Raw genomic sequence first — 13,801 nt, forward strand, 5'->3', positions numbered from 1 at the left:
GCTGACGCGCGCAAAATTTTGCTCCGCTTGTTATAAAACAACTAGGTATTACGATGGATATCCTTGCGAACTACGGCACTGTCCTGATTATTGTTGCAGCGATTTTTGGTTTCATGATGGCGATTGGTATTGGCGCGAACGACGTTGCTAATGCTATGGGTACATCTGTTGGCTCAAAAGCGCTTACCGTTAAACAAGCGATCATTATTGCAATGATCTTTGAATTTGCGGGTGCATATCTTGCAGGCGGTGAAGTAACCGACACTATCCGTAAAGGTGTTATCGAAACATCTCTATTTGCTAGCCAACCTGACATTCTTGTCTACGGCATGATGTCAGCGCTTCTTGCGGCTGGTACTTGGCTTCTACTTGCTTCTTACATGGGCTGGCCTGTATCAACGACTCACTCAATCATCGGTGCAATCATCGGTTTTGCGTGTGTGTCTGTAGGTACAGAAGCAGTTGACTGGAGCAGTGTTCAAGGTATTGTCGGTAGCTGGATTATTACTCCGGTTATCTCAGGCTTCTTTGCTTACGTTATCTTTGTCAGCGCACAGCGTCTGATCTTTGATACTGAGAACCCACTATTCAACGCGAAACGTTTCGTTCCAGTGTACATGTTCATCACGACTATGGTGATTGCGCTTGTAACGATTAAGAAAGGTCTGAAACACGTTGGCCTTCACCTAAGTAATGGTGAAGCGTGGATGTGGGCAGCAATCGTCTCTGCTGCAGTAATGGCAGGCGGTTACTTCTACATTCAGAAGAAATTCGCGAACCGCGAAGAAGACCGCAGCTTTGCTGGCGTAGAAGGCATCTTCAGCGTACTAATGGTTATCACAGCGTGTGCAATGGCATTCGCACACGGTTCAAACGACGTAGCTAACGCGATCGGTCCACTGTCTGCCGTTGTTTCAACGGTTGAACACATGGGTGAAGTTACAGCGAAAAGCACAATCGCATGGTGGATTCTTCCTCTAGGTGGTTTTGGTATCGTAGTTGGTCTAGCAACGCTAGGTCATAAAGTAATGGCTACCGTTGGTACTGGTATTACTGAACTAACACCAAGCCGTGGCTTTGCTGCTCAGCTAGCAACAGCATGTACGGTAGTTCTCGCATCAGGTACTGGTCTACCTATCTCTACTACTCAAACTCTAGTAGGTGCGGTTCTAGGTGTAGGTTTCGCTCGCGGTATCGCAGCACTTAACCTAGGCGTGGTTCGTAACATCGTTGCATCTTGGATCGTTACGCTACCAGCAGGCGCACTATTGGCAGTAGTATTCTTCTACGGCATCCAAGCGATGTTCTCGTAAGAGTAAACACCGTCAATACAATGTAAGCGCTTTGTCATTATTGACTCAAACGCACAGAAAGGGAGGCTTTGCCTCCCTTCTTTGTTGCACCGAAGTTTGAAACTGCATAATATTCGTCTATTTCCGGCTCCAATAATTCGGTGCCAAAGCTGTATCCAAGAAAATCGTTAAGGGATTTACTGTGAAAAAACTAATCATCACGGTTTTGTTTACTTTGCTAGCAGCGCCAGCGGCACTAGCGGCAGACCGTTATATTTCTGATGACCTATTCACTTTTATGCACTCTGGTCCAAACAACACTTACCGCATTATGGGCAGTGTTAACGCAGGCTCTAAAGTACAACTTCTTCAAACAAACAAAGACACGGGTTACACACAAATCCGTGACGCTCGTGGCCGTACAGGCTGGGTGCAAAGCAAGTTTGTTACGAACCAAGAAAGCATGGCAATTCGCCTTCCTCGCGTAGAGAAAGAGCTGAAAGAAGTGAAAGAGCAACTAGCAAACGCACGCCAGAACTCAGACACCGAAAAAGCGGGTCTAGTGACATCACTAGAAACGCGCAACCAACAGATTTCTGACCTAGAGAAGAAATACTCTGAAATCAGCGACCAGCTTACTTCTGTTGAAACAGAAAACCGCGAACTTCGCGCGAAGCTAGACACGCAAAAAGATGACATGCTACTGAAGTACTTCACTTACGGTGGTGGTGTTGCAGGTCTTGGTCTGCTATTTGGTTTGGTACTGCCACACCTGATTCCTCGCAGAAAGAAATCGCCAGCAGGTTGGGCATAATAGCTCCCAATTGAATCGATAAAGAAAAGCCAGTCGTACTCGACTGGCTTTTTTGTTGGTTTGGTTCAACGATGCTCTCGTTACTCTCCCATTGAGCTGGATGCACGGCGTCTGTCCGTTGCCCCATAAATTTTGCCATCTTTTAGCTCAATAGCATTCAAGCCACTCACTACTGGAATCACGTGCACTGGGTAACCAAGCTCCATAAACTCTGGTACCAGAATTTCAGCGAACGTTTTCTTCTCCACCAGCAAACCTGTTGGGTCATAAGACTTAGTACGGTCTATTTTGGTACCGTACTGAATGTTCGGCAGATCGATGGCCTCTTGCGCAGATAAGTTCCAGTCCAACACACCAACCACGGTTTTAAGTACATAACCTGGGATTTGCGAACTGCCCGGAGAACCAACCACCAAGCGCAGGTTATCGTCACCGTCCATCACCATCAGCGGAGTAATCGCGGAACGTGGGCGCTTGCCTGCTTCAATCGAGTTTTGAGTCGGTTTGCCATTTACACTAGGTAGCGGAGAGAAGTTTGCCATCTGTGCGTTCAAGATAACACCATCAACCATCACACCAGAACCCATTCCCGTGCCGACGGTGCTGGTCATGGCAATGGCATTACCTTCCCTATCGACGATAGAGATATGCCCTGTATCTTTACTTTCGAAGCCTTGATATTGCGCATACTGAGTTTGAGTAACCTGCCCTGCTTTCGGGTTATCTTTCGCGACGCCATAGTCAGGGATAAGCATTCGGCGTTCATCTAAGTACTCTTTAGATAGCAGCTCGTTAATCGGCGTTTCGACATAGTCAGGGTCACCAGCGTAAGCAATACGGTCAGCTTTCGCGATGCGCATGGCTTCAGTCATCAGACGCCAAGGTTCCACGTCCGTTTCCGCCATCTGAGCAATATCGTAAGACTCTAGAAGCTCAAGGCTCTGCGCCACCATCACACCGCCAGATGCCGGATAGCCAAACGAAACGATTTTATTCCCACGGTAGTCGCTCTCAATGATGTCACGTTGCTTCACTTGGTAGTTTTTGAAGTCTTCTAAAGACAACTTCTCATGTTGATCACCAATGCGGCTATTGACCGTCTCTACGATGTGTTTACCAAACTCACCACCATAAAGGTAACTATCGCCTTGTTGGGCTATCTTTCTCAGTGTTTCGGCCATCTTAGGGTTCTTCATCAAGGTGCCCGTCGGCTTAATTTCATCCCCTTGCCAATACAAGGCTTTAACTTCCGGGTCCTGAACAAGTCGACTTTGTTCTCTCACCACAATGTCGTAGGTGTAGCTGTTCATCGCGTACCCGTCACTCGCCAATGCTATCGCTGGTTTGATGAGCTCAGCCCATGGTAGCTTGCCGTATTGCTCGTGCGTGGTGTAAAGCAAACGCAGCGTTCCCGGAACGGCTACAGAGCGAGGGCCAAGTATCTCATTTCGGCTGAGCACTTCCCCGTTTTCCATAAACATGTTTGGATTCGCACTAGAAGGCGCTTCATCACGTCCATCAAGAGCCAGGAATTTCTGTTTGTCGTGCTGGTAGAACAAAGCAAACGTACCACCACCGATACCGGTCATGTCGGGTTCGACAACGGACATCACCATTTGCATCGCGACCATAGCGTCCACCGCGTTGCCGCCTTGTTTCAAGACTGAATAGCCCGTGCTACTGACGTAGGGGTTGGTTGCGCTCACCATAAAGTGTTCACCAGTTTTATCTGGTGTAATCGGGAAAGGTTCTGGCTTTGCGGCATGGCTCACCGCGGCAATCAAGCTTAAAGAAAAAGTAAGAATACGCATGTGTTGTGTCTAGACTCCTGTATTTATAAGGTGTCTAACGTTGACTCAATGCTTATTGCGAAGTTCGTCAATACGACGCTTTTTTACACAACACTGACTGGGGCGTGCCCACCAATAAACGCTCTATATTGGAGTCATTTAAACGACAGTCATAAGGTATATTTTGTTTCTTTGAACACCCCGTTGGCATCATGAGAATCGATAAGCCAATCCAAGTTGGTGCTACAAAAAAGCCAGCGGCAAAAGCTCACTGGCTAATTGGATTTGGAATAGAATCAAGCGGGATTATTACCCTTTCCACTCATACAGCGCAGGTATGCGGATTTGTTCCCCTTGGAATTCGACGATCACTGCTTGCGGTTGGATCTCTTTTAGCGTGACTTGTCCATCAACCACATCACCTTGATGGTACTCGACGTTGTTGATCTTCACCCAACGACGGTTTGCATCACTTGAATACATGTGCGTCTGTAAGTTCAGTGCTGGCAAGCGACCATGCCACTGGCGAGCTTCACGCTCCAGATCACCAACAGATGAAGAGCTATTCAGTGACGGTTGATCATTGTTTGATAAAGCACTTTCAACTTTCAGCGCCAAATCTGGCGACAACGAGGACAAATCGAGATCATCGAGCGATAAACCAAGGTCATCATGACTCTGCATGCTCGGGCTGGTTTTCACCGTTTGTTGTGAAGGTTCTAAAAGATCCTGCTCCCCAGGAATTGCGTTGTTAGCCGCATAGTTTTGATCGACAAAAGTACCGTAATCTTGCGATAGCTCCGCGGTAGGCCAATCTCGTTCCAACTGCGCCAATTGTGGTTCGTCTGGATAACTCAAACTTTCAAATTTTGCTTTCACCATTGGCATTACTGGCTTCGCTTGTGCTTTCTCTACGACCACGGATTCAGGTGCCTCTTGAGCAAACAGATCCAAGTACCAAGCTGCCCCAACTGCAGTAACACTGATTGGTAACAGGAAGAGTCCAACATGCTTCATGACTGACATTATGCGTCCTCCTCATTTATCTGTTTTAGCTGTGGAGCATCAATTTGAACGCTCTGCTGCAAACGTTCTAAGGTGTGTTTACCTGCAATACCATCAACACCGATTCCTTGCCAACGCTGGAACAACTCGACTCGCTCTTTCAGTGCGCCATCGTAAATGTCACTGCCAAGCGGTTGCTCGTTCACGGCTTGTGCTAATAACTGGTCAAGCACGTCAATCGCAGGTCCTTCCATATCTAAGCGCAGAGTATCTTTAAGCGGAGCTTGCCAAAGTTCGATGATGTTGCCTTGCCACAGCGGCTTGATCCATGACACAGGCAAACGAAGACGTTGGCTACCGTTGAGTACTTCGACTTTGTTGTCACCAATCGCGTAAAGGATCACATAGCCCACTTGGCCTTGGTAGTTGAGCTCTAAAATCACCGGACGGTTTTGTTGAACCAGCAATGGCCATGTCGCCATTTTACGTTCACAACGCATGGTCGATTGAGGCTCCGATAAACACAAGTTGTCACGTACCGAAGCTCGATACCCCCATAGCTTGTAAAGCTCGTTCACCGCTAGATTCGACTGAGTCTGCTCTAGCAGCATATTGCGCTGTTCATTCGTCAATTGATCATTAACCACAGGCGCAACGGCTTGTGGTGCCATTACTTGAGCGACCTGAACTGGCTGAGTGCTTGCGGTCGGCTTTAAAGGCATTTGTTGCATCACAGCCCAACCAATACCAACAGCGGCACAAACACCGATTGCTGCCGAGCCCCAAGTCGGCCATTCAAAACTGCGACGAACAGGTTTGTCTTGTTGGTAAATCTCGGCTTGGAACTGCATCACCTCTTCACACGCTTGATGCACGGTTTGTTTATCCACCGTCACATTGCCTTTGTGATAACTCATGTTCAGTGATTTATCACAAATCAGGTTAATCAAGCGCGGAATACCGTGGCTGTATTTGGCAATCAACTTAGTCGAACTGCGGTCAAACAACTGTTTATCACCACCAGCAGTATGCAAACGGAAAGTGATGTAGTCTGCGGTTTCTTTGTCATCCAGTGGCAGTAAGTGGTAACGGCCGGTAATACGCTGAGCAAGCTGACGCAGTTGTGTGGTTTGCAACAAACGCTGTAATTCTGGCTGACCAACCAACAATACTTTGAGCAGCTTACGTGTATCCGTTTCTAAGTTAGTTAACAGGCGTAATTGCTCAAGCACATCGGCTGCCAAGTGCTGAGCTTCATCAATCACCAACAGGGTTGTCCAACCCGATTTATGATTGCGCAGCAGGTAATCATGAATCGCTTGGTTAAGCTGTTTGAGTGTCGCATCTTGAGGATAAGTGACTTTGAATTCGTCACAGATGGCTTCGAGCAGATCTCGACTCGAAAACGTTGGGTTTAGAATCAACCCAGCTTTGGTGTTCTCATCCAAATTCGCCAGCATGGCTTTTGCGACCGTGGTTTTACCTGTCCCCACCTCGCCAGTTAGCATGGCAAAACCACCACCATCACCTAACCCTGCTTGGAGATGTGTGATCGCCTCCTTATGACGTTGGCTCAGATACAGATAACGCGAGTTTGGAACAATAGAAAATGGCAGTTCAACAAACCCGAAAAAGTCCTTATACATAGGATCTCCAGCTAAAACCCACCCGCAATCAAGTCGGGACATTCCTTAATAGACCTAAAAAAGACCCTAAGTCTTCATTTTAGTTCTTTTTTATCCCTTAGTGGCTGCAAAATTCGAGTTTCAACAGGAATGGTTTGGTTAAAAGACGCAGCAGCAATTTTGCGTTTCAGAAGCTGAACTCACCATCGCAACAAAGTCATCTAGCCAAACAAACCTGCTCCAGAGAGCTTTTCCTCTCTCTAGGCGAGCGACTATATTTTCTCTGATTGAGGAGAAAACTTTGGACACCTTACATTGAGGTGACTTGGGGATATGGGCAAGTTACCATTGCTTGCTACAATGTCCAACGTCATATCAATAAATTAAGAGGTTATTCGTGCAAGTTTATTTAGTCGGCGGTGCAGTTCGAGATCATTTGCTCGGTATTGATATTTATGACAGAGACTGGGTGGTGGTTGGTGCTACTCCAGAAATCATGCTCAGCCAAGGCTACACGGCTGTAGGAAAAGACTTCCCAGTCTTCCTGCACCCGAAAAGCAAAGAAGAACATGCCCTTGCACGAACCGAAAGAAAGTCTGGTGAGGGTTACACCGGCTTTGAATGTTTCTTTGACCAAAGCGTGACACTTGAAGAAGACCTAATTCGCCGTGATTTAACCATTAACGCGATGGCAATGGATGACGACGGCAACCTCTACGACCCTTATGGTGGCCAAAGCGATCTGCAAAAGAAAGTGCTGCGACATGTATCCGATGCGTTTGTTGAAGACCCACTTCGCGTTCTGCGTGTTGCGCGCTTCGCGGCAAAGTTAGCCCACTTAGGTTTTAGTGTGGCAGAAGAAACCATGCAGCTAATGCACGATATGGCTGAATCCGGCGAGCTAAGTACGCTGACACCGGAGCGTGTTTGGCAAGAATGGCACAAGTCACTTTCGACCTCTCGCCCTGATGTGTTCTTATCTGTTCTCAGAGACTGCGGTGCATTAAGCGTTGTCTTGCCAGAAATTGATGCGCTGTTTGGTGTACCTCAGCCAGAGAAATGGCATCCAGAGATCGATACGGGCATCCACACCTTAATGGTCGCGCAGCAAGCTGCGAAGCTCAGCGATTCAATGCCAGTACGCTTTGCAGCGCAAGTGCATGATTTGGGTAAAGGTGTAACGCCAGAAAGCGAATGGCCAAGTCATAAAATGCATTGCCACACAGGTTTAAAGCTTATCAAGAAGCTGTGCGATCGCGTACGAGTGCCAAATGAGTTCCGCGACTTGGCATTAATGGTGTGCGAGCAACACTCTAACATCCATCGAGCAGCCGAGCTTAAACCACAAACCATCATCAAGATCCTCAACAAGTTTGATGTGTGGCGCAAGGCTGAGCGTCTGCAAGATATCTTAATTTGCTGCCAAGCCGATCATGCTGGCCGCAAGGGGCTAGAAGACCAACCGTACCCGCAAGCAGAACTGTTTATGCGCGCTTATCAAGCCGCGGCATCGGTTGATGTGCAAGCCATTATCAAAGACGGTTTCAAAGGCTCTGCAATTCGTGATGAACAAGAGAAACGTCGTGCAGAAGCGGTTAAAGTCGCATTAGGTAAGTAAGCGACTCAAAAGAAAAGAGAGACAAACAAAAACGCCCGCTTAACCAAGCGGGCGTTTTCATTCGGATTGGGTTTAAGCCATTAGCAAGAAAGCAAACAGGCCAAAACCTAGAATCAAACGGTAAATTACGAATGGTGTCATACCCATACGTGAAATCATCTTCAAGAAGAAGTGAATACAGATGTAGGCACTGACAAATGACGTCACAATACCCGTTAGCAGGAAGCCAATGTGTACTGGTTCACCACTTGTCACCAACTTCATACCTAGGTAGCCACCCGCTAAAGTAATGATTGGGATAGACATTAGGAATGAGAAACGCGCGGCCGCTTCACGAGTGAAGCCTAGGTAAAGTGCAGCAGTAATGGTTGCACCTGAGCGTGACGTACCAGGAATCATCGCCAACGCTTGAGCAATACCAATGAACAAGGCTTTCTTCCAGCCAGTTTGGTACTCATCCGCCACTAGCTCTGCATTCTTATCTACCCACCAAAGCAGCAGACCAAAGATGATCGTCGTGGTTGCGATCACGTAAGCACTGCGCAGGTAAACTTCGATGATGTCTTTCATCAGTAGGCCAAATACACACGCTGGGATCGTTGCAATCACGATCATCCACGCCAGTTTAGCTTCTTTGCTGCGATCACCTTTAAAGATCGAGGCGAACAGTGCTTGGAAAAGCGTGATCACTTCTTGACGGAAATAGATCACCACTGCCATTAGCGTACCAACGTGAACGGCAACATCAAATGCCAAGCCTTGGTCTTCCCAACCAAGAATGGCTGAAGGCAGGATCAAGTGAGCAGAGCTGGAAATTGGCAAAAACTCTGTCAGACCCTGAATCAGAGCCAGAATAAAGGCTTCAAAGTAACTCATGTAAACAACTCAAGATTAAAGTGAAAAGGAAACTGGTTTGAGTGAATCGACGGGCTGCATCGCCTGCCAAATATCTGCGATTGTTCTGCCATCGCCGGGGATCACCAATTGAGGTTCGAGATCATACAGGGGCTTTGTTACAAAAGGATATTTGTAGATATCACTGCGAGGTAGCTCAGGTTTTTGCTGCGAAATGCACTCACCGAACAAGACTATATCGAGATCTAAGGTTCGATCCTGATACTTTTGCGCGTTTTCTTCACGCCCCCACTGAAATTCAATCTCGCGTAAGCGGTGACTCAACTCTTCGAGTGACAACTCCGTGAAGAAACTAATCACGAAGTTGTAGAAATTTTGACTGCTAAAGCCAATAGGCTCGCATTCATATATCGGCGAAACACACAGATCACAGCCAAGCTTTTGCAGCTCTTGATAAGCCACAAGTGCGTGGTGCTCTCTTTTAATGTTGGTGCCTACGCCGATATACGTTTTGATCATACTTGGCCTCGCTCAATCACAACGCCCACCGCGCGTGCTTGAGGAACCGCACCTGGTTTCGCTAAGCGAATTTTGACCCAAGGCACAGAGAAGCGCTGCATGACAAGCTCTGCAACTTCTTCTGCAACGCGTTCAACCAACAAAAAGCGACCATTTTCGATGTGGTTTAACACCGCTTCGCTCACTTGTGAGTAATCCAACGCGTCTTGAACATCATCACTCTTACCCGCCGGCTTGTTGTCGTGCGCCATTTCGATATCCAGAACCAGCTTCTGCTTAATTTGCTGTTCCCAATCGTAAACGCCGATGGTGGTGATTACTTCTAGCTGTTCAATAAAAACTTTATCCAGAGCCATCTTATGTCCTTCTATTTCAGAGGTCGGATACCCGATTTGGGCAATTTGATCGTACTATTCTATACCCAAGTAACCTATAGAGACCTTTAAGCGCGTCAATTGGCGGTAAAAGTCACTTGGGTATAAACTGCGAAGACTCTTTATATACAAGAAATCCCATAATGCAAGCTCTATCGCAGAGAGTATTTTTGCTCACCGCCGAATCGCGGTATGATAGCAACTACTCAGGAACTGAGCATTAAATTCCAATCCATCAAGGACTTCTATGGACGCACTGGCACTGATAATGACAATGGCCGCCTATTTGCTGGGTTCGATCTCCAGTGCGGTGCTGATTTGTCGTTTGTTAAGGTTGCCAGACCCGCGTAAAGTGGGGTCCAATAACCCGGGTGCAACCAATGTGTTACGCATTGGCGGAAAAGGCGCGGCGGTCGCAGTATTGCTCTGCGATATGCTCAAAGGCACCATACCGGTTTGGGGCGGTTACTTCCTTGGTATCGACCCTATCATCCTTGGCGTCATCGCTATTGCAGCCTGTCTTGGTCATATGTATCCGATCTTCTTCCATTTTAAAGGTGGAAAAGGTGTAGCAACGGCACTTGGCGCAATTGCCCCTATCGGTTTGGATTTAACAGGGTTGGTGATGCTGACTTGGTTGTCGGTCGCGGTGCTATTTCGCTACTCTTCTTTGGCTGCATTAGTGACGGTCTTAGTTACCCCGTTTTATACGTGGATGTTCAAACCCCAATACACTCTGCCCGTTGCTATGCTGTGCTGCTTGATTGTATTTAAGCATCACCAAAATATCCGCCGTTTATTGTCTGGCGAAGAGCCTAAAATTGGCGAAAAGAAACTGATAGAAAAAAACTCGGCTTGATGCCGAGTTTTTTAGTTTTAAGCTTTCGAACGCAGAACTATGCGTGCACTTTGTTTAGAAAGTCTAACAGCATTTGATTGACGAACTCTGGCTGCTCTAGCGAACTAATGTGGCCTGCTTCAGGGATCTCCACCAACTCACTGCCAGTAATACAGTCATTCATTAAGTAAGATTCAAATACTGGACGTGGCTTATCCTCACGACCAACCGCAATCAACGTTGGCAATGCAAACATTTCAGAATCTTCAATCACATCACGGCGGCCAAACACCATACGACCAACACGGGCGACTTCGGCTGCACGCTCACCTTGCAATGCTTCAAGGCTTTGCTTGAATGATGCAACCAATACCGGATTCACTTGCTCTGCATTATTAGCAAAGAATAGCGGCGTTACAGCTTCAACAATCGGTGCCGGAACAGCTTGCACTTGGCTGATGGTATCTAACATTGCGAAATACTTTTTATGCGTCACTTCAGGTTCTAGACCGATGAATGTATCCATCAGAACCAATGACTTCACACGTTGAGGCGCTTGAGAAGTCAGCTCAGCCCCCCACATACCGCCGACAGACAAGCCAACAATAGAGAACTGCTCGATCTCCAGATGATCCATCAACGCCAACATGTGCTGTGCGTAATCCACCAAAGATCGTGTTGAAGCGGGTGCAGCATCCGACTCACCGTGTGCCCAAAGGTCTGGCACGATACAGCGGTAAGATTGGCTCAACACTTCAATTTGTGGTGCCCACATTTGGCAATCCCAAAGGTAGCTGTGACCAAACAGAAGCACAGGGCCTTCACCCTTATCTAAGTAAGCAAGTTGCTGGCCTTCAATTTCAAACTTGTTCATTGTTATATCCATCTATTATTTTTGAGAACCATCCTATCACTGAAACGATATAAAACTGCTCGCATCAGTCAGGCTCTTACCATCAATTACACAAAGCCTTTCAATTAGATATCTAAAAATAAAGGCCTCTGATGAGCAGAGACCTTTATCTTCGTAAATCTATTTCAAACCTTCAGCGAAAGTTTGATTACGCGATTGGTGTTAGTTGATCGATCGGCCAACGTGGGCGCGCTTCAACCGACATATCAGCCACTTCACCGTTCTTCAAACGTTGCATACCTGCGTAAGCGATCATCGCACCGTTATCGGTACAAAATTCAGTGCGTGGGTAGTAAACTTCGCCGCCAACTTTCTTCGCCAGCTTCTCAAGCTCTGCACGCAGACGACGGTTCGCACTTACACCACCAGCAATAACAATGCGTTTCATACCCGTTTGTTCAAGTGCGCGCTTACATTTGATAGCCAGCGTAGCACATACCGCTTCTTCGAATGCTAAAGCGATATCAGCACGTGTTTGCTCATCATCACCGTTGGCAGCAATCGTGTTAGCCGTAAAGGTTTTTAGACCAGAGAAACTCATGTCCAAGCCTGGTACATTCGTCATTGGACGCGGGAACTTAAAGCGACCCGGCGTGCCTTTTTCAGCCAGCTTAGAAAGCAGCGGACCACCTGGGTAATCTAAGCCCATTAGCTTCGCCGTCTTATCGAATGCCTCACCCGCCGCATCGTCAATTGATTCGCCTAGGATTTTGTACTCGCCGATGCCTTTTACTTCCACCATCATTGAGTGACCACCCGATACCAATACCGCCACAAATGGGAACGGTGGTGGGTTATCTTCTAGCATAGGCGCCAGTAGGTGACCTTCCATATGGTGAACAGGCACCGCTGGTACACCCCAAGCGTAAGCAATACTGCGACCGATGGTAGCACCAACAAGGAGTGCGCCCACCAAACCTGGACCTGCCGTGTATGCTACACCGTCAATGTCTTTAGAAGTCAGATTTGCTTCTTTCAGTGCCTCTTTAATAAGAGGGATGGTTTTCTTAACATGGTCACGTGAAGCCAACTCAGGCACCACGCCGCCGTAATCTGCGTGAAGTTTTACTTGGCTGTAAAGCTTGTGTGATAGCAGACCTTTTTCATCGTCATAAATCGCGATGCCTGTCTCGTCACAAGAGGTTTCAATACCAATAATGCGCATGGTTTTCTCAGTATGCTTTCTGTATAGAGGAAATTTGGGCGTCATATTACCCTGCCTTGGTGCTTCAAACAAATTTTGTACAGACAATAAGCGATAAAAGGCTTTACAAAGCTGTGTTGATCGGATTAAAATTCCGCACCATTTTTGATCAAGCTGGTAACTGACCAAACAATTGTGATTTGGTTCATTAAATTCCAGCGTTAACGAATAACCCCTGAGGTGAAAGGCATATGCCAGTAGTTAAAGTACGTGAAAACGAACCGTTCGACGTTGCTCTACGTCGTTTCAAGCGCTCTTGCGAAAAAGCAGGTATCCTTTCTGAAGTGCGTCGTCGTGAGCACTACGAAAAACCAACTACAGTTCGCAAACGCGCTAAAGCAGCAGCTCAAAAGCGTCACGCTAAGAAGCTAGCTCGCGAAAACGCTCGTCGCGTTCGCCTGTACTAATAACTGAGCTCCGGAAAGGAATTTAGTTATGGCTCTGATTGATAAACTCAAAGAAGAGCAAAAATTAGCGATGAAAGCCAAGGACAAATTGCGCCTTGGTACTATTCGTTTAGCTCTATCAGCAGTTAAGCAGCGTGAAGTTGACGAACAGATTACTCTGGGCGATGACGACATCCTTGCTGTACTGACCAAGATGGTTAAACAACGTCGCGACTCTGTATCGCAATTTGAAGCAGCAGGTCGTCAAGATCTTGCTGATGCGGAACAAGCTGAAATTACCGTTCTTGAGGACTTTATGCCTCAACCACTGACAGACGAAGAAGTTGCTGCTCTTATCGAGAACGCAATTGCTGAATCTGGCGCAGCTGGCATGCAAGACATGGGCAAAGTAATGGGCGTTCTGAAACCGCAAATTCAAGGGCGTGCAGATATGGGTAAAGTGAGCGGTTTAGTTCGCGCTAAATTGGCTTAATACCCCACCCAATTGCAGCAAGCCGTGCTATCCTTTGGAACGCACGGCTTGTTTGTATCTGGCAGAATGGAATAA

The 13,801-nt window shown here is 47.2% G+C and carries 14 protein-coding genes; 6 read left to right on the forward strand and 8 right to left on the reverse strand.

The window, feature by feature from the left end:
- Window positions 1-53: 53 nt before the first annotated feature.
- Window positions 54-1,313, forward strand: coding sequence for an inorganic phosphate transporter (locus GXP65_RS06525; protein ID WP_005431976.1), 1,260 nt, complete (start codon window positions 54-56; stop codon window positions 1,311-1,313).
- A 181-nt stretch (window positions 1,314-1,494) separates the two neighbouring features.
- Window positions 1,495-2,106, forward strand: a complete 612-nt coding sequence (locus GXP65_RS06530; RefSeq protein ID WP_005528771.1) for a TIGR04211 family SH3 domain-containing protein — start codon at window positions 1,495-1,497, stop codon at window positions 2,104-2,106.
- 80 nt (window positions 2,107-2,186) lie between these two features.
- Here GXP65_RS06530 and ggt read toward each other — a convergent pair whose 3' ends face one another.
- The 3 genes from ggt to GXP65_RS06545 form a co-directional block, all read right to left on the reverse strand.
- Window positions 2,187-3,917 carry a gamma-glutamyltransferase gene (ggt, locus tag GXP65_RS06535; RefSeq protein ID WP_162092330.1) on the reverse strand — a complete coding sequence of 577 codons (1,731 nt, stop codon included), beginning with the start codon at window positions 3,915-3,917 and terminating at the stop codon, window positions 2,187-2,189.
- 288 nt (window positions 3,918-4,205) lie between these two features.
- Window positions 4,206-4,922 (reverse strand): general secretion pathway protein GspB, encoded by a 717-nt coding sequence (locus GXP65_RS06540; RefSeq protein ID WP_162092331.1) that lies wholly within the window; start codon window positions 4,920-4,922, stop codon window positions 4,206-4,208.
- A complete protein-coding gene (locus GXP65_RS06545; protein ID WP_050914527.1) occupies window positions 4,922-6,547 on the reverse strand; it encodes an ExeA family protein in 1,626 nt (541 codons plus the stop codon). Before GXP65_RS06545 ends, GXP65_RS06540 begins: the two co-directional genes overlap by 1 nt.
- A 376-nt stretch (window positions 6,548-6,923) precedes the next feature.
- Between GXP65_RS06545 and GXP65_RS06550 the strand changes: the two genes are divergently transcribed.
- A complete protein-coding gene (locus tag GXP65_RS06550; protein ID WP_086369718.1) occupies window positions 6,924-8,144 on the forward strand; it encodes a multifunctional CCA addition/repair protein in 1,221 nt (406 codons plus the stop codon).
- Window positions 8,145-8,216: 72 nt separating this feature from the next.
- Here GXP65_RS06550 and GXP65_RS06555 read toward each other — a convergent pair whose 3' ends face one another.
- Genes GXP65_RS06555 through folB form a run of 3 tightly spaced genes read right to left on the reverse strand, consistent with a single transcriptional unit; the run spans window position 8,217 to window position 9,874 of the window.
- On the reverse strand, window positions 8,217-9,020 hold the full coding sequence (locus tag GXP65_RS06555; protein WP_086369719.1) for an undecaprenyl-diphosphate phosphatase: 804 nt from the start codon (window positions 9,018-9,020) through the stop codon (window positions 8,217-8,219).
- A 15-nt stretch (window positions 9,021-9,035) separates the two neighbouring features.
- Window positions 9,036-9,518 carry a 2-amino-4-hydroxy-6-hydroxymethyldihydropteridine diphosphokinase gene (gene folK, locus GXP65_RS06560; RefSeq protein WP_162092332.1) on the reverse strand — a complete coding sequence of 161 codons (483 nt, stop codon included), beginning with the start codon at window positions 9,516-9,518 and terminating at the stop codon, window positions 9,036-9,038.
- Window positions 9,515-9,874 carry a bifunctional dihydroneopterin aldolase/7,8-dihydroneopterin epimerase gene (gene folB, locus GXP65_RS06565; protein ID WP_162092333.1) on the reverse strand — a complete coding sequence of 120 codons (360 nt, stop codon included), beginning with the start codon at window positions 9,872-9,874 and terminating at the stop codon, window positions 9,515-9,517. Before folB ends, folK begins: the two co-directional genes overlap by 4 nt.
- Window positions 9,875-10,139: 265 nt before the next feature.
- On the opposite strand from folB, the gene plsY reads away from it, so the two are divergent.
- The gene (gene plsY / locus GXP65_RS06570) at window positions 10,140-10,751 is read left to right on the forward strand and encodes a glycerol-3-phosphate 1-O-acyltransferase PlsY (protein ID WP_005528783.1); all 612 of its coding nucleotides are present in this window, start codon (window positions 10,140-10,142) and stop codon (window positions 10,749-10,751) included.
- A gap of 37 nt (window positions 10,752-10,788) precedes the next feature.
- Here the strand turns inward: plsY and GXP65_RS06575 are convergent, their stop codons facing one another.
- Both GXP65_RS06575 and tsaD read right to left on the reverse strand, forming a co-directional pair.
- On the reverse strand, window positions 10,789-11,604 hold the full coding sequence (locus tag GXP65_RS06575; RefSeq protein WP_005528785.1) for an alpha/beta fold hydrolase: 816 nt from the start codon (window positions 11,602-11,604) through the stop codon (window positions 10,789-10,791).
- Window positions 11,605-11,791: 187 nt separating this feature from the next.
- Window positions 11,792-12,808: a tRNA (adenosine(37)-N6)-threonylcarbamoyltransferase complex transferase subunit TsaD gene (tsaD, locus tag GXP65_RS06580; RefSeq protein ID WP_038890849.1), complete on the reverse strand. Its 1,017-nt coding sequence runs from the start codon at window positions 12,806-12,808 to the stop codon at window positions 11,792-11,794.
- 230 nt (window positions 12,809-13,038) lie between these two features.
- On the opposite strand from tsaD, the gene rpsU reads away from it, so the two are divergent.
- Together rpsU and GXP65_RS06590 are read left to right on the forward strand one after the other, a co-directional pair.
- Window positions 13,039-13,254 carry a 30S ribosomal protein S21 gene (gene rpsU / locus GXP65_RS06585; protein ID WP_001145625.1) on the forward strand — a complete coding sequence of 72 codons (216 nt, stop codon included), beginning with the start codon at window positions 13,039-13,041 and terminating at the stop codon, window positions 13,252-13,254.
- Window positions 13,255-13,282: 28 nt separating this feature from the next.
- Window positions 13,283-13,726, forward strand: a complete 444-nt coding sequence (locus GXP65_RS06590) for a GatB/YqeY domain-containing protein (RefSeq protein WP_005430430.1) — start codon at window positions 13,283-13,285, stop codon at window positions 13,724-13,726.
- Window positions 13,727-13,801 lie beyond the last annotated feature (75 nt).

The organism is Vibrio sp. LB10LO1, from assembly GCF_010092875.1.
In the GTDB taxonomy this organism is placed as follows: Bacteria; Pseudomonadota; Gammaproteobacteria; order Enterobacterales; family Vibrionaceae; genus Vibrio; species Vibrio campbellii.